This is a genomic window from Empedobacter falsenii (assembly GCF_019308355.1).
GTDB classification, from domain to species: domain Bacteria; phylum Bacteroidota; class Bacteroidia; order Flavobacteriales; family Weeksellaceae; genus Empedobacter; species Empedobacter falsenii_B.
The window spans coordinates 1-22,213 of sequence record NZ_JAAGKM010000043.1; the positions used below are offsets into that span (position 1 = coordinate 1).

The following is a 22,213-nucleotide window of genomic DNA, read 5'->3' on the forward strand; positions in this document are numbered from 1 at the left end:
TTTCATAACTCAATTCTACCGCTCGTAATTTAAATGAAGCATCGTAATGATTTTTTATTCCTTTCATAATTGTAAGATAAGTATTATATACCTTTTCTTACTCTGGAACTTTCGTTAGGATATCCAAATTGCTATTCCTGATTGATATACGGCGATAGAAGAACGATATCATTATTTATTCAAAAGTCGAGAAGAGTTTTTTGATTACTTTTTTGCGCTCTAAATATCGATGAATTACATTTTCTTTTCTTAGTAGAATAAGGCGTAATGAATAAGTAACTTTAGAATTAATTTCTTCAATTATTGAAGAAAATCAAATAAAACATTTACTTTTATTATATTAACCCTTTTTGATATAATGAGAATATGAACAAAGAATTTTTTAAAAATATACTGACAACTCAAATTCCGATTGCGTGGATTGCTGGAGTTCGTTTGGAATTGTGGGAAGAAAATAAAGTTTCGACACGAGTAAAATATGGTTTTCTCAATCAAAACCCGTTCAAAAGTATGTTTTGGGCGGTGCAAGGAATGGCAGCAGAATTTTCTTCTGGTTTGATGGCAAATGCTAAGATTTCTAAATCAGGTGAAGATATATCGATGTTGGTTTTGGGAATGCAATCGAAGTATTTGAAAAAAGCTATTGGTAAAATTGTGTTTACTTGCGAAGATGGAGAAAAAATAGACGCAGCTATAAAAGAAGCGATCGAAACGAAGAAAGGTGTATCGCTAAATGTGACAAGTAGAGGCGTAGACGAGGAAGGAGATATTGTTTCAGAGTTTCAGTTTACGTGGACATTCAAGTTGAGAGATAAAAAATAATGAAACCAATACTTAAAACATTTTTAATTTCTGTACTATTTAGTTTTATTGTTTCTTTTGTAAGTTGTTTAGTATTATTTCTTCACGAATCCTACAAAAGTTATGGTTCAATTCGTATTGTAAATTTTTCTAGTGTTATGTATTTTATAATTAAGTATTCATTTTTAGTTGTTTTACAGTTGATTATACTTAATTTTTTGGTTGGAATTATGCTAAAAAAATTCAAAATCAGACTATCAAAACAATTTATAATTTATGCTTTTTTAGCGTTGATTTATTTTATAGGAATTAATTATTACATTGATTTTAGATTAATTGTAATTAATCCTACATAAAAATATAAAGGCTGAAATTTATTCAGCTTTTTTTGTGATTTCTTGTTTCAAAATTGAAATTACTTCATCTATTTCTTCAAAATTTAGATGCGCAAATCCAAGGCGAATTCCAGTTTGATGTTGGGTTTGATATAAAATTGTTTGTGGAATAAACAATTCATTTTTTAAACAATTTCGTTTTAATTCCATTAAATTTATAGGTTGATTAAAATTAATCCAAACAGCTAAACCTCCATTTGGACTAGTAAAACTGATAAAATCATTTAATTCCGTTTTCAATTTCTGACAAAAATAATCGCGTCGTTCTCGATAGGTTTTACGATGTTTTTTTAGGATTCGATTGATTTCACCTTCGCTAATCATTTCACCTAAAACTTGTTCGATAAATGGATCAACCTGTTGATCAAGAATTGATAAGTGTTTCTTCGCTTCAAGAATTAGATTTTTCGGTGCTACAATAAATCCAATTTGGTAACCTGGTGCAAGATAATGACCAAATTTTCCAGTATAAAGAACCATTCCATTTTGATCCGAACTTGCCAAAGGTAAAATTGGATGATTGCTGTAATGGAAATCAAAATCGTAATCATCTTCCACAATTGCAAAACCAAATTCCTGCGAAAGTTGTAGTAATTCAACTCTTCTTTGCGAACTTAATGTAACCGTTGTAGGATAATGGTGATGCGGTGTAACGTAAACAATTCGTATCGGAAATTGCTCGCATAATCTTCTTAAATCGTCGGTGTCAATTCCAAATTGATCCGTTTTTACTTGTTTGATTTTAGCAAATTGTGTCTGAAAAATCATGTTACTTTTATAATAACTTAAATTTGCAACCGCAACAACATCATTTTGTTTCAGTAGAATTTCTGCAATTAAAAAAAGTGAAATTTCCGAACTTCTCGTCACTAAAATATTCTCTTTCGAAATATGTAAACCTCTTGTCAAATTGAGATAATTTGCTAAATTCTTTAAAAAATAATCATTTTTGGAATGATTTACTTTTGAAATTGAAGTTTTTCGTTTTAAAATAGCTGAATATAATTTAGCAGGAAGTTTTAATTCTGCTAACCGATGATCGATTGTTCCATCCGTTAAATATAAACGTTGATTAAAACTTTCGTACGGATTATCCAAAAGTATCGATTGTTCAAATTGAAAACCCGTTTTATCAGGATACAAATTGATTGAAAATTGCTTTGGAACAATGGTTTTTTGAAACTTTTGAGAAGTTTGACTTAACACATAACTTCCTTTATTTGGAACGATTTCTATCCAACCTTGAGCTTCAAGTTCCTGAAAACTATTGACAATAGTATTGCGATGAAGCGTTAAAATTTCACTTAATTGTCTTGTTCCAAGTAATTTTGTCCCACTTGGAATATAGCCTAATTGTATAGCTTTAGCCAGTTGATTCGCTAATTGAAGATAAATCGGTGTATCCGAATTGCGTTCGATTTTGATAAAACTTTTGTATGGTATTTCAGCCGGACTATTCATTATCTGTAAACTGGTATATTATGACAGGTCGGAAAGGTACTACTTTCGCATCAGATTTAACTCAATTAATTAAATAATTAGTCAAAAATGAAGAAGATTACTATGGTATTGTGTTTAGCTGCACAAAGTATTTTTGCACAAAATGCGAATGATACCATTGCAATAGGTGAAGTTTCTATTTTAGATAACCGTCTGAATACGCCACTTTCTAAAGAAAATAGAAACATTTATGTGTTAAGTAAATCAGAAATAAACAAATTACCTGCACGTTCTTTACAGGATGTGTTGCAGTATGCATCTGGAATAGATTTGCGTCAACGAGGACCGTTTGGAACGCAAGCTGATATTTCGATGGATGGCGGAAGTTTTGAGCAAACATTGATTTTGTTGAATGGAGTAAAAATTATGGATCATCAAACAGCTCATAATGCGTTAAATCTTCCCATTCCCCTAGAAGCGATTGACAGAATTGAAGTGGTACGTGGTCCGGCTGCTCGTGTTTACGGAAATAATAGTTTGACAGGTGTTATTAATATTGTCACGCGTCAACCAAAGAAAACGGGCGTTTATGCGAATACCTATTTTGGAACAAATTTTAAGAAAGATACCGAAGATACAGGTGACACCTACACAAGTAGAGGTGTGCAACTTGGTGCGAATTTGGCAAAAGATACGCATCAACATCAGTTGTATGTGAGCCATGATTGGGGAAATGGATACCGATACAATACGGCTTACGAGAACAATAAATTGTATTATCAAGGAAACTTTCAGTTTGATGATGCCAATAGTTTAGTTGCTTCGTATGGTTATGTAAAAAATGGATTTGGAGCAAATGGTTTTTATGCTTCGCCTGGTGATAAAAATTCGAAAGAATTGATTGAAACAACATTAGTTAACATTCAGTCAAAACATAAATTATCGGATCGAATTTCGTTAGCACCACGTGTGAGTTATCGTTACAATTTTGATGATTATCGCTATTATAAAAATGATTTGAGTAAAGCACGTTCTCTGCATTACTCAAATTCTATTTCGGGAGAAGTAAATTCGACCTATCAATTGAATAAAGATCAAATTGGAATAGGAGTTGAATACCGAAATGAGCAAATTTCATCAACTAGTATCAAAAATCATACACGCGATAATATAGGATTTTATGCAGAATATAAAACGGATGTTACACCAAAACTGAATGTAAATATAGGAACGTATGTTAACTATAATTCTCAATATGGTTGGCAAGCATTTCCAGGAATTGATGCGAGTTATGCGGTAAATTCGAACTTGAAATTAATGGTAAATGCAGGTACAAGCCAGCGAATTCCTTCGTTTACAGATTTATATTTGGATCAACGACCAGGAAATATAGGGAATGCAAATGTTGAATCTGAAAAGGCATTTCAAACAGAAATTGGTTTCAAATACAACAAAAGAAATTGGACGTTTAATGCCTATTATTTTTATCGTTCGATCACAGATTTTATCGATTGGGTACGTTTAACATCTAATGAACCTTGGCAAGCGCAAAATTTTGGAGATTTGAGAACACATGGATTTAATACGAAGGTTTCATATTTAGCAAACCTTTCTGCGAACCAGAGTTTGAAATTTTCTTTGAGCTATTCTTATCTTGATCCTGAGTTTAAAAATGTTGATGATCAATACAATTCTAAATATAAAATAGAAAGTTTAAAACATCAGTTAATCAATACAATAGATTATGCAATCGGAAGAACTACTTTAAGTTTAGCGAATCGTTATAATACACGTCAATCATATAAATCTTATTGGATTACTGATGCAAGAATTAATCATTCATTCAAAAATAATTTGAGTATTTATTTTGATGCACAAAACATTTTTAATACTACGTATAACGAAGCTGGAGCCATTCCGTTGCCAACAACTTGGATGAGTTTAGGAATTAAATTTACAGGGATTTAGATGATGACAAACATTTAATATTCTCTTTAATAGTTTATATTATAAATGCGATGAGACAACTTTTTTAGGAAAGTTGTCTCTTTTTCATTCCATAAATTTCTTCCTAACTTTGCAAAAATAAATTGTATGATTATCATCGATTCGCCATCTCATGATGCGTATTTCAATATAGCTTTAGAAGAATATTTATTGTACCACTATCCAACAGAAGATATTTTTTTGCTGTATATCAATGCTCCGTCAATAATTGTCGGAAAATTTCAGAATACATTGGCAGAAATTAACTTGGATTATGTGACTGAGAATAATATCAAAGTTGTTCGTCGCATGTCGGGTGGTGGAGCTGTTTATCATGATTTAGGGAACCTAAATTTTTCTTTTCACACATTATTAGGACAGAATGATTTTATGGATTTTTCAACATTTACCGAGCCTATCATCAAATTATTAAATAGTTTGAATGTTCCTGCAAAATTGGAAGGAAGAAACGATTTGTTAGTTGATGGTAAAAAGTTTAGTGGAAATGCAAAATTGGCTCGTAATGGAAAAATGATTCAACACGGAACGATACTTTTTAATTCGGACATGTCAGTTTTAGGCGATGCATTAAAAATTAATCCATTAAAATATGTGGATAAAGCCATCAAATCTAATCGTGCACGTGTGATTAATTTGATCGAATATTTTCCAAATGAAATGACGACGGACGAGTTGAAAGCTTTGTTGATTGATGAAATGTTAGAAACAAATGAAGGAGCGACAATTTATCATTTAACAATCGAAGATTTGAATGGTATTGCGAAATTGATTGAAGAAAAATACCAAACATGGGATTGGAATTTTGGTTTTTCACCAAAATATAATTTCAAAAATGCAAAGAAAATTCCAGCAGGTTTTATTGAAGTTCACTTGGATGTAGAGCGAGGCGGAATAATTGAAAAAGCTAAAATATTTGGTGATTTCTTCGCTTCAGAACCGATTGAAGGTTTAGAAAATAAACTAATTGGTGTTAAACATAACGAAGAAGAAATTACAAAAGTTCTGAATTCTATTGATGTAACAGATTATTTTGGAAAGGTTACAGTAGACGAAATTTTAGAATTATTTCGATAAAATTATAAGCCAAATTTTTATGAAAGTTTGGTTTTTTGATTTCAATTTTACTTCTAGATAAAAAATTCTGTTTCTTCTTAAGAAATTGTTGAATCCTTTCTGGATACTTGTTTTTTTACATTTTAGATGAAAAATCGTTTTGAAAACTTACTTGATCTAATTTTAACCTTCCTATTTCTCAGTTTTTTGCAAAAATAAAGACGGAAGAGCTCACGACTTTTAGTTAATTAGTAATATAAAAAAATCGCTTGAGTATAGAACTAAGCGATTTTTCATAGACTAGTTAAGGTAATAAGAATTGGTTAGTAATCTTATTTCGGTTGTTTAGTTGGTTGAAATATAGATTGTTATTTCTTTTTCAAAATTGATAAAAATTTTAGAATTAAAATATCCCTATTTATAGGTATTTTTTAAGGTTTTGAAATCAATCCATATTCTATTGCTGATGTGATTGCTGAACTTAAATTTGATGTTTTAAATTTTTCGATCAAATTTTTTCGATGACTATCTACCGTATGTGTACTAATAAATAACTTATCTGCAATTTGTTGTGTTGTTAATCCTTGTGCAGCTTCAATTAAAACCTCTTTTTCGCGACGCGTCAATTTCGGAATCGTATTCAAACCATCTTTTTCCTTTTTACTCATCACATTTTTGGTTTGTGAACAAAGAAATTTCTTTCCATCAAAAATAGAATTAATTCCTTCTAATATTTCGTCAACAGAAGCATTTTTCTGAATATAACCCGAAGCACCTTCTTCCAAACAACTATTAATTACAGCGTATTCATTGTGTACGCTCAACATAATAATGTGCATATCAGGATATTTTTTCTTGAAAGGTTTAATCAATTCAATACTATTAGTATCCGATAAATTGATGTCTAACAAAAGAATATCAATTTCTGTTGTTTTTAAGGCTTCTTGTAATTGTTGAGCCGAAGCATAACAATCGACCACTTGTAAGTTTTGTTGATTACTCAAAATATTTCGCAAACCTTCTAATAATAAAGGATGATCGTCTGTGATTGCTATTTTTATCATAAGTTATATTTTAGGAAATTGGAACTCTATACTTGTTCCTAAATCGATTTCTGAATGTATATTTAATTGTCCTTTTAAAAATTGAATGCGTGATTGAATATTATGTAAACCTGCTGATTTCGTTAGTTTTGTATTATTCATGTCAAAGCCTTTCCCATCATCTTCAACGGTTACAGAATAGTTTGTCTCATCTTCTACAAATTGGATGATAATTTGTGCTGCATTTGCATGTTTAATGGCATTATTTACTAATTCTTGAATGATACGATAGACCAATAATTGATTTTCTTTGTCAAGAGAATTAGTATAGCTCAAAAATTGAACATCAATATCCAATTGTTCATTTGACATTCGGATTGCATATTCTTTTAAGGCTTCTTCCAAACCATATTTCAACAACAAATCTGGCATTAAATTATGTGCTACACGACGCAATTCATCAACTGCTCCATCTAATTGATGAATGGATTTTGCCATATCCTTTTTAGAATGATTGTCAATTTTATCGTTGAGATGCGTTAATTGAATTTTTGTTCCAGAAAGTAAGCCACCTAAACCGTCATGTAAATCACGTGCAAGACGAGCACGTTCTTGCTCTTGACCATCAAGAAGTGCTGTTAAAGTAGATATTTTAGAATTTTGACGTTCTTGTTCAATTTCCAATTTATACAATTCTTCACGTTGTTTTAGATGTTTGTTGCGTTGTTTTAAGGCATAAAGTAAAAGAGCAAGTAAGGCGATGAAAAAGATAATCGAAAAGATATAATACTTGTTTAATTTATTTTTGAAATTAAGTTCTGTGATATAATTGACCAATTCATCCTTTCTATTTTTATTTTCTAGTTTAGAAAGCCTTAAATTCTGTTCAGAAATAGTTAATTCTTGTGAGCGTTTATCGGATTCTAATCGAGATAACTTTAATTGTTTACGTTGAAAATCTTCACTTAATCTTACATTTTCTAACTCTTGTTCTTGTTGAATTCCTAATGAGTGCATTAGTTGAATTTGTTGCTCTTTTTTCTCAGCTTCTAATTGTAAACGAATCATTTGTTGTTGCTGACGTTCTTTATCAAATTGAGCTTCTAAACGTTTACTGATCTGCGCTTGTTCGTTATCATAAATTTCTTTGTAAGTAGATGTATACAATTTATAATAACGCAAAGCTTCTTTGTAATTCCCTTCACGATCTTCAATATTAGATAAGCTTAAATACAACGAAAGAAGAATATTTTTGTCAGGCATTGTATTCTCGTTGACTTTTATAAGTGAATTGAGTAGATAGCTTTTTGCAGTAGAAACTTCGTTATTCTGCAAAGATAATTCGGCTAAAATACCATTAGCAGCGGCAACGTGATCGGATTGATGATTTTGTTCAGCAATTTCTTTGGCTAAATACGCATATTTGATAACTTTTACTTGATAGTTTTTGGGATAAAACTGAAGATATAAATTGGCTAGATTAATAGCTACAAACGACAAGTCTGTCGCTGTAGCCATTTCACTTTTGTTTTTATAATACGTATTTATAGCGTTAGTATAATATTTTTCAGCTAAATCTCGTACAAAAATATTTTTCTCATTTTGCATAAATTTTTGCTCGTACATGTATCCAATCGACATATAAGAAGCAAAAATTAAATTAGGATTATTTTGTTTAAGTGCTACTTCTAGAGCAAGTTTGCTGTACTTTTCTTGTAATTCGTAATCATCCCATCTCGAATAAATTCCAGTCAATTCGTTATAAATAGAACTCATTCGTGTAAGAACAGTTGGCGTAATAGTAGCTTTATCTAGAAATTTAAGCCCATCAATAAAATTTTTTACAGCCTTAGAATCTTCATTGTTTCTTAAATTCAACCATCCTTCACAATATTTAACATATCCTTTTGTTGAATAATCAGTTGTGCGTCCGCTGTAATAAATTGCTTTTTGCAAATTATAGTTTGTTGCACTCAAATTATCATCAATACGATTATTCATTGCAGAAACAGCATGTAAATAAGCAGCATATTTTCCATCACTCAGTTTTTCGGCGCTCGAAATATTTTGTTTCAGAACAGCGAAAGCTTTTTCTTTTTGATTATTAAACAATAAAGCTTGCGCATATTTTCCGGTTATTTCGTATCGTTCTACAGAATTTGGAGCTGTTTTATTATATTGATTCTCAAAATTAATCAGTACTTCCTGTGCATTAGCAATTCCACTAATAGCGCATAAAATAATGACTAGAAGTTGAAAAAAAAGAATTTTTAAAGCACTGTTACTTTTTAACATATTGTGATGTTGAGTTTATTTGAGCTAATATAATGTCTTTTGTAGAATCAAAGAAACTAAAGCAATCCGCAGACTGTTTTAGTTCACATATAAGCTGAGGTAGGTTGAGATATAGGTTATTGTTATTTCTTAAAATTAATATGAATGTTAAAGAATTCACCTTTTTGAAGAATTCCGTCTAAATTTCGATCAATAATTAAAGCAATATGTATTTGATCGTTGTCGTAAATATTCCAATCCATTTCAGCGTCGTATTGATAGACACCTTTTAATGTCCATTTGTAGATATCCCAATTCCCCGATGTTGCAATTTTATCCACACGTTTTTCATTATTTGAAATATAATACAAATATTGATGTCCATCATACGATAAAAACGGATAATATATGACTTGGTTTTTCTCTGCAGCAAAACCACTACCAGATTCAAAATATGGAATACTTTCTATTTTTATTTCTTCCTGTAAATTAACATCAGCCGAACTATCAGTAACTAATGCTTGGGCAGCATAGAACAGCTTTTTCTTCTCTTGATAAGGTTTATTTAGATATTCAATACTAAATTCTTCAGGACGAAGCGTTATTGTTTGATCAGTTTCATTAATATTAAATGTTTTATTTCCTTGTTTTATAATAAGATTGTTAGTTGTATACTCTTGTGCATTTCCAAAAGAAGCCAAAAGACTACAAACCATTAGAACCATTATTTTTTTCATCTACTTTTCTATTTTGATACTGCTAAATTATCCCGAAAATTGTTCAAAAAACTCACTATAATTATTGAATTTCCTAGATTAAATGGTAAATGAAAGTAATAAGGAATTAAGTTTAACTTATGGTACAAGAAAAACAACTGTGTATAAATATCAAAAAGTAGACAAAAATACGCTGGTGTTGATAGAATATCGTGATAAAAATAATGATGGGAAAGAAGATAAAATCTTAAATTATTATGAACGTAAATAACGCAAAAAGACAACTTAATTAGTTGTCTTTTTTATTAAAAATTATTTCAATTTTGCGAGAAAACAATATAATTCCTTGCTAATTTATCTTTGTCAATATCAAACAAATGCAATTCAATTTCTTGTTGAATTTTCTTTAAATCTTTAATTGGTATTAATATCGAAGTCTGAAAAATAACTTCTGGTAATTGAGAATCTTCTAAATAATCAATGAAAACTAAATCTCCAACATCTAAATCATTTTCATTTTTAATTTTCTGAATTGCAAAATCTAATTTTGAATACTTAATAGAAGAATATTTTGTTTGATATAAACCAAAATCTCGATTATAACTAATTGTCTTATTATTGATAATAATATTCTCTTTTCCATAAATATTCCACAGAAAATATCGAATAATAAAATAGAAAATAAGGAAGCTGATTATAGAAATTGGAACAAAGAAATTTTGCGGCTCCGAATCAATTATTGTGATTAAACTAATCGGAATTGAAATCATCAATAAAATGCAAAAGAACAAAAAGAATTTTCTCCTTTTAGAAGGATTAATTTCTAAAGTGACGTACAAGTTAATGTTATCTTTTGCTATTTTATATTGATTTATCATCTATTCAATTCTTTTATCCTTGCTTTGTTTCTTCCGTCCAAAAGTGACGCAACAGCCCAAATTGCTGCGGGCAACCATCCAATTAAGGTGATTTGTAAGATTAAGCAAATAACGCCTTGTATTATTTTTCCTCTTAAAATGAATGATAACCAAGGTAGGAGTACGGCTAGTATGATCATTGTGTTGTATTTATCGAATTAATTATTTCGTTGTAATATAAAACTGAAACTTTATTTGATGTTGAATGCAAATCATTTTCAATAAGTGATTGAGCAACTTTTCCAGCTTCAATTGATTTATATTTAGATAATTTTCCGCGTAAAAAGAAATTGATCAAAGGAAAAACTTTTGCACTGATATTCTCAGCCAAACGATATTCCGCTCGATTGCCAATCAACAAAGATGGGCGATACAAGAACAGTTGTTTGATAGTATTCTTTTGCAATGTTTCTTCGGCTTCGCCTTTCATTTTTAAATAAAAATTAGACGAGTTCGCATTTGCACCAACTGCCGAAATATAATGAAACTTAGTTAATCCTTTTTGATTCCCAAGCTTTGCAAACTGATTCGGAATATCGACTTCAATTTTACGATAAGCATCTAAATCAGGCGTCTTTTTTCGAGTTGTTCCCAAGCACGAAAAAATAGAATCAATCTGCTGGATTTCATCTAAATTAATATCTGAATTAAAGTCAGTTACGATTTCAATTAACTTTGGATGATTGATTTGTTGAGGTTTTCGAACAATTGTGACAATAGTAGCATAATCAGGATGATTGAATAACTTTTCTAAGAGAAGAGAACCAATTAAACCTGATCTTCCTAAAACCAATGCAGTTTTACCCATCGTCTAAATTTTCATTAACAACCAATACCACGCACCATTTACATCACCTTGTTCCAAAAGTTTTGCTGCAACTTGATGACGAACCTCTTCAGATTTAAATTTCTGAATATCTAATCGTTCTGTCAATTGCTCTTTGAAATTACTAATCATTTCATCTGTAGGTAATTTTTCTACATTTCCTAATTGACCTAAATTATTACCTGTTAAATAATTAGAATGCTTCACTTCGTCAGGAAGTTGATCTATTCCCAAACCAATTGTACGCGTAGGTTTTTCGACTTCGAAGATCGATTCTGGAATAACTCGGCAATAATAATCACCTCCCATACGAGCAACTAAATCCAAATCATAAGGCGAAACTTTATCATTTTCATCCAGTAAATCCTCTTGTACATGCATGCGCACAATTTCTGCAATCACCAAATTAGCTGCACCTGGTTGATCTGTAACAGAAATTACTTCACGCACTTTACATTCAAATTGAATCGGAGATTCGGCTACACGAGGAGGTTTAACCAACTCTGAAGGTAATTCTGTAAAACCAGCTTTCACAAATTCATTTACACCTTTTGGATATTCCACACTTGCCAACGATTGTTGCTGAACCATGTTATAATTGACAATATTAATTACACATTCAGGGTGTTCCCAAACATTTTCTAATGTATGCTTTGTCGATCCATCTCTCATTTTTCGAAGTGGAGAAAATACACAAATAGGCGGATTTTGTCCCATCATATTGAAGAATGAAAATGGGCTCAAATTTACATTTCCGTCTTTATCTATCGTACTTGCAAAGCAAATAGGACGTGGAGAAATAGCGTGTTTGAAAATGTCATTAAATTGACTTGTATTTGGCTCAAAAGATTTTGTATGTTGCATAAGTTGAGTTTATTGGGTATAAAGATGAACAGAATTTACTAATTTTCCTAATCCTGTAACAGACATTTCGATAGTATCATTTGGTTGTAACCATTGTTCTTTATAAGCTGGATTCTGACGTTTTCCAGTTCCATTCAATTCAAGAAAACAACCTGTACCAACCGTTCCAGACCCTATAATATCACCAGGATAAAGTTTGACACCATACGAAATACGTTCGATAATCTCGGCGAAAGTCCAATGCATATCTTTGAAATTTCCATGAGAAACTTCAATATTATTGACTGAACAAGACATTTCTAAATCATAACAATTTCCGATATGTCCTTCTTTAGGCTCAACTTTGTATTTTTCGATTTCGTTTGGTGTTACTAAATATGGACCAAACATCGAAGCGAAATCTTTTCCTTTTGCAGGACCAAGATTCAGTTTCATTTCTTCCATTTGTAACGCACGTGCACTTAAATCATTCAAAATCATAAAACCACCAATATATTCATCTGCATGTTCTGCTTTTATATTGATACCTTCTTTTTTGATGACAATAGCGACTTCAAGTTCAAAATCCATTCGATTGAAATGTTTTTCCATGGCAATTATTTTTCCTGGACCTTGAATAGCTTGATGATTAGAGAAATAGAACACAGGAAATTGATCAAATTCTGGAATCATATCCAAACCTCTATTCAACCGAGAAGTTTCTACATGTTGACGAAACGCATACGCATCTCTAAAACTTGAAGGATGAGGTATTGGAGCCAAGATTTGAGGCTCTTTTACTAGAGCTTTCTTATGTTCACCACGATTGATTTCGTTTGTAATCTGTTGACAAATTATAAGTGAAAAATCATCATCAGCTAAAATATCAATTAGGGTAGAGGGTAAGTTGTGATTAATCTGTGTCAAATCATAGATAGAGTCTTGCAAAACAAGACCTACTTTTTCTTGTCGATTGTCTAAGAAAGTAACGAATTTCATTATTTGTTGTTTGAGAGGTGAAGATACGAAGATGATTTTAATGTTGAAATAAGTGAAGAAAAAAAGAGAAAATTTATAGAACTTATTTTATTTATTCATAATAGAATCTATTTTCAACGTTAACTTATCAGCACCTTTTGCATTTAGATGATCTGAATTTTTGAAATCTTTTTTATTGAAATCTTTATTATTAATAAAATAATCGATGAAAACGACATTATCGTATTTCGATAAGCGATTAATATTATTTTTTAAGTTGAAATATTGAGGTGTATTTATGACATAATTTTTATATAAATTGGTTGTAGGAGTAGCCAATAGAACAATTTTTATATCATTTGATTTTGCTTGTTTTATAATTTGTTCTAAATCATAAAAATGTGTTTTTATAATACGTTGTACTTGATTTGAATTTAAATTTGCACGATGTCTTTCAAACGTTTTTTTAGCGTAAATACTATCATTCCAACTTGGTTCGTATCGCTTTTTTATATAACCATTAATATCTATTGTTAAATTATTTTTATCCTGAATCCAATAATCTTTTATTCGATTATAATTAACATCAATAGGTTCTGAAAAAATTTCGTAATTAAGATTAAAGTCGTTATTATTTATATCAATTTTCCAATAAATTGAATAATATTTTAACTTCTTTTGATTAAAATCATTCAATTGTTTTGTAAATGAAAAGTACGAAATGGGAATAATAATGGTTTTTAAATTGGGTAAATATTTTCGATTTTGTTCAAAAATTTTATAATCTAAATCTAATGATTGAGCAGAATGCGCAGCATTAAAAGTTTTATTTTTAAATAATTTTGGATTGAGCCCCGTAAAAGTATGCGAACTCCCAAGAATCAAAGTTTGTATTTGTTTTCCATTCTTTTTTAAATAATCTGCTTTGTATTTGTAATCATTGGGAATTTTTCGAAGCGTTTGTTCTATTCCAATTATTAGCATAATAACAACTATGAATAAAGGTATAATGAAGCGTACTATTTTTTTCATGAAGATCTAGAAATCTTGAAATTCCATTTTTTAGAATTGTACAAAAGTAAAGTAATTCGTTATAATTTTTTGTCAATTTTTCACCTACTTTCTTATTTTAAACTTACTTTTGAGTTAAAATTCGATAACATGATAAATCCAAATGATAGACTATTAGTGATAAGTACGAGTACTATTCACGGTTATAGTTTTTTAGAATATATAAAAGATGAAATCAAAGAATTTACTAATTCTGATGAAATCATTTTTGTTCCTTATGCGCGTCCTTCGGGAATTTCGTACGATGATTATACGCAAAATGTGAAAGATGCTTTGCAAACAGTTGGAATTTCTGTAAAAGGTTTGCATACTTTCGAGAATAAAAAAGAAGCCATTTTGCATGCGAAAGCGATTTTTATTGGAGGAGGAAATACATTTTTATTGCTAAAAACGTTATATGAACTTGGTTTGGTAGAAGAGTTGAGAAGTGCTGTACATAACGGAATGCCATATATTGGAACTAGCGCAGGAAGTAATTTAACAGGTTTAACAATTGGAACAACAAACGATATGCCGATCGTTTATCCACCAAATTTTGATGCATTGCAATTTTTACCTTTTAATATTAATCCGCATTATTTGGATCCTGATCCAAATTCTACACACAAAGGAGAAACAAGAGAAACGCGTATTAATGAATTTCACAAGTTTAATCATCAAGTTGTAGTTGGATTGAGAGAAGGAAGTTGGCTTCGTGTAGAAAATGGAGTGGTGGAATTGAAAGGAAAATTATCTGCACGAATTTTCAGACAGAACGAACAACCAATTGAATTTGAATCTGGTATTTTAGAAGAAAAAGTTTATAGTATTTAAAAATCATTTATCTTTAAATTTCACAATATGAATTTAGAGAACAATGAGAATAAATAGATTTTTTTTTATTTTTTTAATTCTTTTTACATTTGGTTGTAAAGAAAAGGTCGTTAACGAATCATCAGTTTCAGAAATTACACCTGATTATGAAGAATTATTTTCTGTCATGAAAAAAGGTTTTATCGATAGAGATAAAGTTGATTGGGAGAATTTGGAGAAAAAAGTAATCGAGAAATCTAAAATATCGAAAGATTCGGCGATTGTAGAGGCAATTACTTTATTAGGGAATAACCATACACATTATCGTACGAAAGATAATGTATTATTAAGAGGTCGTTTTCCTAAAATAAAAATTGATAGCGCTTGTTTGTTGAAAGTAGACGATAATAATAAGCTGATTAAAATTCCTAACGTAGCATATATTAGGATTAAGCGTCATGGTTTTGATAAAACGATAAGTGATAAAGATTATATTTTCAATAACCTGAAAATTATTTCTGAACAAGCAAATTCTAATTATTGGATTATCGATTTGAGAGATAATACGGGAGGTTCTAATTGGGTAATGATAACATCTTTATTACCATTTTTTGAAGATAATGTATTAGGATATTCTAAAATTAATAATGATGATATTCCTTGGTCAAAAAAAGATGGATATTTTTTTAATGGAGTTAATAATTTATCAAAAGGATATATTAATTATCCGATAATAAATACAATTCATCCAAGGAAAATTTATGTTTTGATTAATCATAGGACAAGTAGTGCGGGCGAAGCTACATTAATTACGTTAAAATCACTTTCGAATGTGAAAGTTCTAGGTAAGAAAACGATGGGAGCAGCTACTATGAATACGAATACAAAATTGTCTAATGGCGATATGCTTAATTTAACAGCTGGATATATGATGGATGCTAAAAAGAACATTTATCCATATGGAATTGAGCCAGATTATGAATTGTGCACAGAAGATGAAATTTTAAACTTTATCAAATCAGATATTAAAGAATAGCTTATTTTTCCCAATTTCCTAACAAAATTCATTACAATTTTATAACGAAAATCTATTCGATATTGGTTATATTTGTAGAGTTTAAATTAATTATAATAATAAATCAAAATAAAACTATATGAGTTCTTATGATGTAGCCGTAATTGGTGCTGGACCTGGAGGATATGTTGCAGCTATTCGCGCAGCGCAATTAGGATTTAAAACAGCAATTATCGAGAAAGAAAGTTTAGGAGGTACATGTCTTAATGTAGGATGTATTCCATCAAAAGCTTTATTAGATTCTTCTCACCACTATTACGATGCTGTAAATCACTTTAAAGAGCACGGAATCGAAATCGATGCTCCAAAAGTAAACTTCACTCAAATGATTGCTCGAAAAGCAGGTGTTGTAGATACTAACGTAGCTGGTATCAAATACTTGATGAGTAAAAATAACATTGATGTGTTAGAAGGTACTGGTGCTTTTAAAGATGCAACTCATATTGTAGTTACAGCTAAAGACGGTTCTACTCAAGAAATTGAAGCTAAAAATACAATTATTGCAACTGGATCAGTTTCATCTGAATTACCATTTGCACCAACAGATAAAACTCGTATCATCACTTCTACAGAAGCATTAGCTTTATCTGAAGTTCCAAAACACTTAATCGTTATCGGTGGTGGTGTTATCGGATTAGAGTTAGGATCTGTTTACTTACGTTTGGGTTCTCAAGTAACTGTTGTAGAATATGCAGACCGTGTTATTCCAGGAATGGATGGTGCTTTGTCTAAAGAGTTGACAAAAGTATTGAAAAAACAAGGAATGAAATTCCACACTTCAACTGGTGTAACTTCTGTTGTAAATAACGGAAATGATGTTACATTAAAAGCAACTTCTAAAAAAGGAGAAGAAATCGAAATTAACGGAGATTACGCTTTAGTAGCTGTTGGTCGTCGTGCTTTCACAGGATCTTTAGGTTTAGAAAACGTAGGAGTAGAGGTTGACGAAAGAGGTCGTATCAAAACAAACGATCACTTACAAACTAATGTTTCTAACATTTATGCGATTGGTGACGTTGTTGCTGGTGCAATGTTAGCACATAAAGCAGAAGAAGAAGGTGTTTTAGTTGCTGAGCAATTAGCAGGTCAAAAACCTCATATCAACTATAACTTAATTCCTGGTGTTGTTTATACTTGGCCAGAAGTTGCAGGAGTTGGTAAAACAGAAGAGCAATTAAAAGAAGAAGGAGTAGAGTACAAAGTTGGTTCTTTCCCTTTCAAAGCTTTAGGACGTGCTCGTGCATCTATGGATACAGACGGTTTTGCCAAAATTTTAGCTGATAAAAACACAGACGAAATCTTAGGAATGCATATTATTGGTGCTCGTGCTGCTGATTTAATTGCAGAAGGAGTTGTAGCAATGGAATTCCGTGCATCTGCAGAAGATTTAACAAGAATGTCTCATGCTCACCCAACATTCTCAGAAGCGATCAAAGAAGCTGCTTTAGCTGCTACAGACAATCGTCCAATTCACGCTTAATCAAATAGATTTAAGATAAATTCCTAAAAAGCTGTTCGTAAGAGCAGCTTTTTTTATAATTTTAAACTTTATAAACATCAAGAATGGAAAATATCACGACTTTATTCAAAGAAAATTGGGATACAATGTTAATTACTCTTTTATCAATAATAATTTTCTTTTTTGTTTTTAAAGCAAAAGAACGAAAGAGAAGAAATTAATTTTCCTTAAAGTAAACTGGATCTGGATAAATGAATTCATAATTAAATTCATCTTGTATTTTTTGACTTGAAATTATTTTACCATCTCGATTTTTAGAAGAAATAGTTTTCTTGTTTAACTGATATTCCAACACTTCTTCTTTTGTTGGATGAATTGGTGCAACGACATTATAAATGGATGAATTTTTATTTTTATTAATCATTTTTTTGATCACTTGACAAACATCTTTATAATGTATATGGTTGACTATTTGAGATAGATTAGGATGTTCTAGAGTCAAATATTTAGAAAGAAATCTATCGTCTCCCATTAATCCGCCTAAGCGTAAAATAATCAATTGATTGAACTTTTCTTTTAATTGATTTTCAATTGAATAATAAGGATTATTTAAATAAATAGTTTCAATTGAATTTTCAAAAATAATTTCATTATTTTCTGGATAAATTACAATTGAACTTAACAAGATAAGTTGATTGTTATAATCTCCTAAAAAGTCAATCAAATGATGAAATCGTTCTTGTAAATCTTCTAAATTATTTCTTCTTCCAAATGGAATTGTCACAATAATAAAATCATAATTGTGTTTAATTTTTTCAAATTTATAATCATCAAAATCGATTGAAAAACAATTTTCTGCATCAGAAATTCGTTTAGTAGTTTCAATCAAAAATTGCTTTTCTAAATACTTTTCTAATCTTGAACCTAACCATCCTTTTCCAATAATCAATCCTTTTTTCATTCAATTTTATTAAACAATAAATATAAGACTGTTCTATTTTCTAACCGAAAATAACTTTCTATTTTTGCCAAATGTTAGAAATTCTTTATCAAGACGAATATATTATTGCCATTAATAAACCGAGCGGATTGTTGGTTCACAAATCTTTTTATGCGCGTGATGCGTCTGTTTTTGCAGTTCAGGAATTACGTAATCAAATCGGTGGGCAACATGTTTATCCTATTCATCGTTTGGATCGTAAAACGTCAGGAGTTTTGCTTTTTGCTTTAGATAAAGAAAGTTTAAAAATTATGAATGATCGATTTGCAACACGCGAAGTCGAAAAAAAGTACTTGGCTATTTTGCGTGGTTGGGCTCCCGAAGAAATGACGATAGATTATGATTTGACGAATGATGATGGTGTAAAGCAAAATGCAATTACCTATTTTCATCGTTTGCAAATTGCCGAAATTGATTTAGAGTATAACAATCATCCGACTTCACGTTATTGTTTGGTGGAAGCAATTCCCGAAACTGGTCGTATGCATCAGTTGCGCAAGCATTTTCGTCATATTTTTCATCCAATTTTGGGAAGTCGTCCGCATGGTTGTAATAAGCAAAATAAATTGTGGTTGGAGAATTTTGGATTGAAAGGAATGATGCTTCACGCGCATCAATTGGTATTTAATCATCCAATGACAAATGAACAACTCGTTTTGAATGCTAAGATAAATGAAGAATTTTCTCGTGTAGGAGATATTCTTGGTATGGATTTAGAAAAATATAAATAACCTTAATTAATATTTCTCAATTTATCATTTATATTAAATTTATAATTCAGAACGTTAAATAATTGAAATTGAGTATAATATTTCGTAAAATTGTAAAAACTAAAAACACTTGCTTATGAAACATTATTTTTACTCATTTTTTACTTTATTTATTTTATTTAATTGTTCAGAAAAAAATTCTGTGCCTAAGCAATTATCAGAACAAGAATTAAAAGAAACGACAGAATTTATTGAAGCTTCACCTGAAAAAATACAGTTATTTTCAGAATTAATTACTTTTCAGAAAGATTTACAAAGTAAACAAGCGCAAAAAATTCCAGATTATTTGGATTGTCCTAAACGTATCGAAGAATTAGATTTGAATACTAAAAATACCGCGATTAGAACAGATGTTGAAGCAAATTCGTTTCGATTATCGACGAATTTAGTCACAGATAATTTTGATTTGATTTACAATGAATTAGATTTGAATATTATTAATGAAGCAATAAAATCTATTCCAGAAACGGATTTATTGGCAAATGATAATGTATCAACCAATGTAAAGATTGGTAAATGTGATTATCATACTTCGATTTCAATGAAAAACAAAGAAGTTGAATTTGATATTAAATCTGCTACTCCAAATTCTGAATGCAAGAAAGATCAAAAATGGAAATTTGTTTCGAATGGCGAAATTTTAGTTTTAGATCATCGAAAAATGTTATAATAAACGAAAAGAAGTTCAATTTAGAACTTCTTTTTTGTTATTTTTAATGTGAATGAACATGCATAGAAACGGTGAGATAAGCGAGAACAAATCCAACCAGAATAGAACCAAACTTTTTCAGATTAAATTTGTGTCCTTCATTACTTTCGAACAAAATTACGGTTGAAATATGTAAAAATATTCCCGAAACAATTGCGCTCATTTCCAAAGAATAATTAGAAATAATGGTATGTTTTCCTAAGAAATATCCCATTGGAGCAGCTAATGCAAACAAAGTCATAAACAGAAAACGTTTTGCGTTAGATTCTGTATGTTGACATAATGCGCTAAACAAAATCATCGAAACTGGAATATTATGAACAAAAATTGCCCACATAAAATTGTGAGATTCTGCATTTGCAACAGGGATTCCTTCGATAATTGAGTGCAAAAATAATCCGCCAAAAATTCCGAAAGGAAATTGCTCTTTTTTGTGCAAATGAATATGTCCGTGCTCAACGCCTTTACTAATCGTTTCTAAAATATATTGCACAACAACACCTAATAAAACAAACAATCCGATTGAATGATCAGTATGATTTTCAGATGGATGTCCATAAACTTGAGGTAAGATTTCTAAAACGGTCATCGCTAAGAAATACGCACCACTAAAGGTTAGCAGCAGTTTTGAGTTGTGTTTATTTTTGAGTAATATTCGAGAAAATAAAACTCCAATTAACACACTTGAAATTAAGATTAGACTTTCTTTCATTTGTTTAAAACTAGAATTAATCGGTCAGAAGTTTGTTCATCAAAAGCATCAAGATTATAATTTCCGAATACTTTATCTAAAATAAAACCTTCTGTTTCGTATATTTTTTTGAAATCGTTGAAATAAATTAAACGAACAAACTCTTCAAAATGAAATGTTTCACCTTTATCTGTGAAATCAATTTCTTTTTTGATAAAACCAATTTCGACGGATTTTGTGATTTTGAATAAAATACCATCAATCAGTTTTTCCTCATAAGGAATCATTGTCGAAACTACTTTTTCTGCATTCAAATAATCCAAAACAAAGATTCCGTGCGATTTTATTTGTTGATTTACAGCTTCAAAAACTTTAAAATTATCTTCATAATTCTCAAAATAACCAAAACTTGTAAAAAGATTGAAAACTGCATCAAATTCGTTTGGATGATAGACTTCGCGCATATCATGTTTTTCAAATTTTAAATATTCATTTTCAAATTGTTTGGCGTACTTGATACTTTCTTCAGATAAATCGATTCCTAAAACATCAAAACCTAATTTATTTAATGTAATAGCGTGTCGTCCCTTTCCACAAGCTAAATCTAACACTTTTGCTTGTTGCGGAAGCTGTAAATATTTCGTGATTTTTTGAATAAAATCTTCCGCTTCTGTAAGACTTCTGTTCTTGTATAAAATATGATAATATGGCGAGTTAAACCATTTTACAAACCATTGTAAATCCATTGTTGTTATTTTTGGCAATTTGGGCAAGTTCCTGTGATGACGCAATTGCAATCTTGCATCGAAAATCCTTCGGGTAAATTAATTTTGATTTCTTCTTTCAAGCAAATAAGTTGATTGCAAGTCGTACAACGAAAATGAAAATGATCGTGATGATGCTGTGTATGCTCGCAACACGTCTTGCACATCGCAAAATAATTTACGCCATCATCTCCCACAACTTTATGCATCATTCCGTCTTCGCAAAAATTATTCAGAATACGATAAATCGTTGCTCTGTCCATTTTTCCTTGCAATTGCGTTTCAATTTGTTCCTGATTTAATGCAGTCGTACACGAATTGAACAAATCAATAACCGCTTGTTTGGTTGGTGTATTTCGTCTTTTCATTTCTTAATGCAAATATGTTGCAATAATACAAATTTTATGGGAAATAAAAAAGAATCCGTCTCACAACAAAATTTGAGGCGGATTTTTTATTTCAGTAAAATGTATATTATTTTGGAAAATAGAAAAAGTTGTCCTCTTTAGGCAACTTTCTTTCTTAGATTGTGTGCTAAAGCGTGTAAACCGAACTCCAATTCTACTTTTTTCAGACCTTTGAGGGTAAA

At 30.3% G+C, this 22,213-nt stretch carries 23 protein-coding genes; 9 read left to right on the top strand and 14 right to left on the bottom strand.

Annotated elements, in window-relative coordinates:
- The first annotated feature begins 366 nt into the window (after positions 1-366).
- Entirely contained in the window at positions 367-822 is a 456-nt protein-coding gene (locus tag G0Q09_RS12710; protein WP_219035155.1) for a DUF4442 domain-containing protein, read from the top strand.
- 353 nt (positions 823-1,175) lie between these two features.
- Here G0Q09_RS12710 and G0Q09_RS12715 read toward each other — a convergent pair whose 3' ends face one another.
- On the bottom strand, positions 1,176-2,657 hold the full coding sequence (locus G0Q09_RS12715; protein WP_219035156.1) for an aminotransferase-like domain-containing protein: 1,482 nt from the start codon (positions 2,655-2,657) through the stop codon (positions 1,176-1,178).
- An 87-nt stretch (positions 2,658-2,744) separates the two neighbouring features.
- On the opposite strand from G0Q09_RS12715, the gene G0Q09_RS12720 reads away from it, so the two are divergent.
- Entirely contained in the window at positions 2,745-4,604 is a 1,860-nt protein-coding gene (locus tag G0Q09_RS12720; RefSeq protein ID WP_219035157.1) for a TonB-dependent receptor plug domain-containing protein, read from the top strand.
- Positions 4,605-4,730: 126 nt separating this feature from the next.
- The gene (gene lplA, locus G0Q09_RS12725) at positions 4,731-5,717 is read left to right on the top strand and encodes a lipoate--protein ligase (RefSeq protein WP_219035158.1); all 987 of its coding nucleotides are present in this window, start codon (positions 4,731-4,733) and stop codon (positions 5,715-5,717) included.
- A 410-nt stretch (positions 5,718-6,127) separates the two neighbouring features.
- Here lplA and G0Q09_RS12730 read toward each other — a convergent pair whose 3' ends face one another.
- From G0Q09_RS12730 to G0Q09_RS12740, 3 genes are all read right to left on the bottom strand, one after another.
- Positions 6,128-6,760, bottom strand: coding sequence for a response regulator transcription factor (locus G0Q09_RS12730; RefSeq protein WP_125349324.1), 633 nt, complete (start codon positions 6,758-6,760; stop codon positions 6,128-6,130).
- A gap of 3 nt (positions 6,761-6,763) precedes the next feature.
- Positions 6,764-9,034: a sensor histidine kinase gene (locus G0Q09_RS12735; protein WP_219035159.1), complete on the bottom strand. Its 2,271-nt coding sequence runs from the start codon at positions 9,032-9,034 to the stop codon at positions 6,764-6,766.
- Between the two features lie 122 nt (positions 9,035-9,156).
- Positions 9,157-9,750, bottom strand: coding sequence for a hypothetical protein (locus tag G0Q09_RS12740; protein ID WP_219035160.1), 594 nt, complete (start codon positions 9,748-9,750; stop codon positions 9,157-9,159).
- An 82-nt stretch (positions 9,751-9,832) separates the two neighbouring features.
- Here G0Q09_RS12740 and G0Q09_RS12745 point away from each other — a divergent pair, with 82 nt between their 5' ends.
- Positions 9,833-10,000 (top strand): hypothetical protein, encoded by a 168-nt coding sequence (locus tag G0Q09_RS12745; protein WP_219035161.1) that lies wholly within the window; start codon positions 9,833-9,835, stop codon positions 9,998-10,000.
- A gap of 46 nt (positions 10,001-10,046) precedes the next feature.
- Here the strand turns inward: G0Q09_RS12745 and G0Q09_RS12750 are convergent, their stop codons facing one another.
- The 6 genes from G0Q09_RS12750 to G0Q09_RS12775 all read right to left on the bottom strand — a co-directional run bounded on the left by G0Q09_RS12750 (position 10,047) and on the right by G0Q09_RS12775 (position 14,277).
- Positions 10,047-10,607, bottom strand: a complete 561-nt coding sequence (locus tag G0Q09_RS12750; RefSeq protein WP_171622765.1) for a hypothetical protein — start codon at positions 10,605-10,607, stop codon at positions 10,047-10,049.
- Positions 10,604-10,786, bottom strand: a complete 183-nt coding sequence (locus G0Q09_RS12755; protein ID WP_171622766.1) for a YqaE/Pmp3 family membrane protein — start codon at positions 10,784-10,786, stop codon at positions 10,604-10,606. Before G0Q09_RS12755 ends, G0Q09_RS12750 begins: the two co-directional genes overlap by 4 nt.
- Entirely contained in the window at positions 10,783-11,454 is a 672-nt protein-coding gene (locus G0Q09_RS12760) for an NAD-dependent epimerase/dehydratase family protein (RefSeq protein WP_219035162.1), read from the bottom strand. Before G0Q09_RS12760 ends, G0Q09_RS12755 begins: the two co-directional genes overlap by 4 nt.
- Before the next feature lie 3 nt (positions 11,455-11,457).
- The gene (locus G0Q09_RS12765) at positions 11,458-12,336 is read right to left on the bottom strand and encodes a flavin reductase family protein (protein WP_219035163.1); all 879 of its coding nucleotides are present in this window, start codon (positions 12,334-12,336) and stop codon (positions 11,458-11,460) included.
- Between the two features lie 9 nt (positions 12,337-12,345).
- Complete coding sequence (locus G0Q09_RS12770; protein ID WP_219035164.1) at positions 12,346-13,314, bottom strand: fumarylacetoacetate hydrolase family protein; 969 nt, start codon at positions 13,312-13,314, stop codon at positions 12,346-12,348.
- A gap of 87 nt (positions 13,315-13,401) precedes the next feature.
- Complete coding sequence (locus G0Q09_RS12775) at positions 13,402-14,277, bottom strand: hypothetical protein (protein WP_219035165.1); 876 nt, start codon at positions 14,275-14,277, stop codon at positions 13,402-13,404.
- A 177-nt stretch (positions 14,278-14,454) separates the two neighbouring features.
- Between G0Q09_RS12775 and pepE the strand changes: the two genes are divergently transcribed.
- The 3 genes from pepE to lpdA all read left to right on the top strand — a co-directional run bounded on the left by pepE (position 14,455) and on the right by lpdA (position 17,711).
- Complete coding sequence (gene pepE / locus G0Q09_RS12780) at positions 14,455-15,177, top strand: dipeptidase PepE (RefSeq protein ID WP_219035166.1); 723 nt, start codon at positions 14,455-14,457, stop codon at positions 15,175-15,177.
- Between the two features lie 43 nt (positions 15,178-15,220).
- Positions 15,221-16,192 carry a S41 family peptidase gene (locus tag G0Q09_RS12785; RefSeq protein WP_219035167.1) on the top strand — a complete coding sequence of 324 codons (972 nt, stop codon included), beginning with the start codon at positions 15,221-15,223 and terminating at the stop codon, positions 16,190-16,192.
- Positions 16,193-16,310: 118 nt separating this feature from the next.
- Positions 16,311-17,711, top strand: a complete 1,401-nt coding sequence (lpdA, locus tag G0Q09_RS12790) for a dihydrolipoyl dehydrogenase (RefSeq protein WP_115000751.1) — start codon at positions 16,311-16,313, stop codon at positions 17,709-17,711.
- Between the two features lie 196 nt (positions 17,712-17,907).
- On the opposite strand, the gene G0Q09_RS12795 is transcribed toward lpdA, so the two are convergent.
- A complete protein-coding gene (locus tag G0Q09_RS12795) occupies positions 17,908-18,651 on the bottom strand; it encodes a Rossmann-fold NAD(P)-binding domain-containing protein (RefSeq protein WP_219035168.1) in 744 nt (247 codons plus the stop codon).
- 71 nt (positions 18,652-18,722) lie between these two features.
- On the opposite strand from G0Q09_RS12795, the gene G0Q09_RS12800 reads away from it, so the two are divergent.
- Together G0Q09_RS12800 and G0Q09_RS12805 are read left to right on the top strand one after the other, a co-directional pair.
- On the top strand, positions 18,723-19,421 hold the full coding sequence (locus G0Q09_RS12800; RefSeq protein WP_219035169.1) for a pseudouridine synthase: 699 nt from the start codon (positions 18,723-18,725) through the stop codon (positions 19,419-19,421).
- Positions 19,422-19,602: 181 nt separating this feature from the next.
- Positions 19,603-20,130 (top strand): hypothetical protein, encoded by a 528-nt coding sequence (locus G0Q09_RS12805; RefSeq protein ID WP_219035170.1) that lies wholly within the window; start codon positions 19,603-19,605, stop codon positions 20,128-20,130.
- A gap of 43 nt (positions 20,131-20,173) precedes the next feature.
- Here the strand turns inward: G0Q09_RS12805 and G0Q09_RS12810 are convergent, their stop codons facing one another.
- The 3 genes from G0Q09_RS12810 to G0Q09_RS12820 are packed head-to-tail and all read right to left on the bottom strand — an operon-like array spanning position 20,174 to position 21,992.
- Complete coding sequence (locus G0Q09_RS12810) at positions 20,174-20,881, bottom strand: ZIP family metal transporter (protein WP_219035171.1); 708 nt, start codon at positions 20,879-20,881, stop codon at positions 20,174-20,176.
- Positions 20,878-21,624, bottom strand: a complete 747-nt coding sequence (locus G0Q09_RS12815) for a class I SAM-dependent methyltransferase (protein ID WP_257468246.1) — start codon at positions 21,622-21,624, stop codon at positions 20,878-20,880. The genes G0Q09_RS12810 and G0Q09_RS12815 overlap by 4 nt, the downstream gene beginning before the upstream one ends.
- A complete protein-coding gene (locus G0Q09_RS12820) occupies positions 21,612-21,992 on the bottom strand; it encodes a Fur family transcriptional regulator (RefSeq protein ID WP_115000737.1) in 381 nt (126 codons plus the stop codon). Before G0Q09_RS12820 ends, G0Q09_RS12815 begins: the two co-directional genes overlap by 13 nt.
- Between the last annotated feature and the right edge of the window lie 221 nt (positions 21,993-22,213).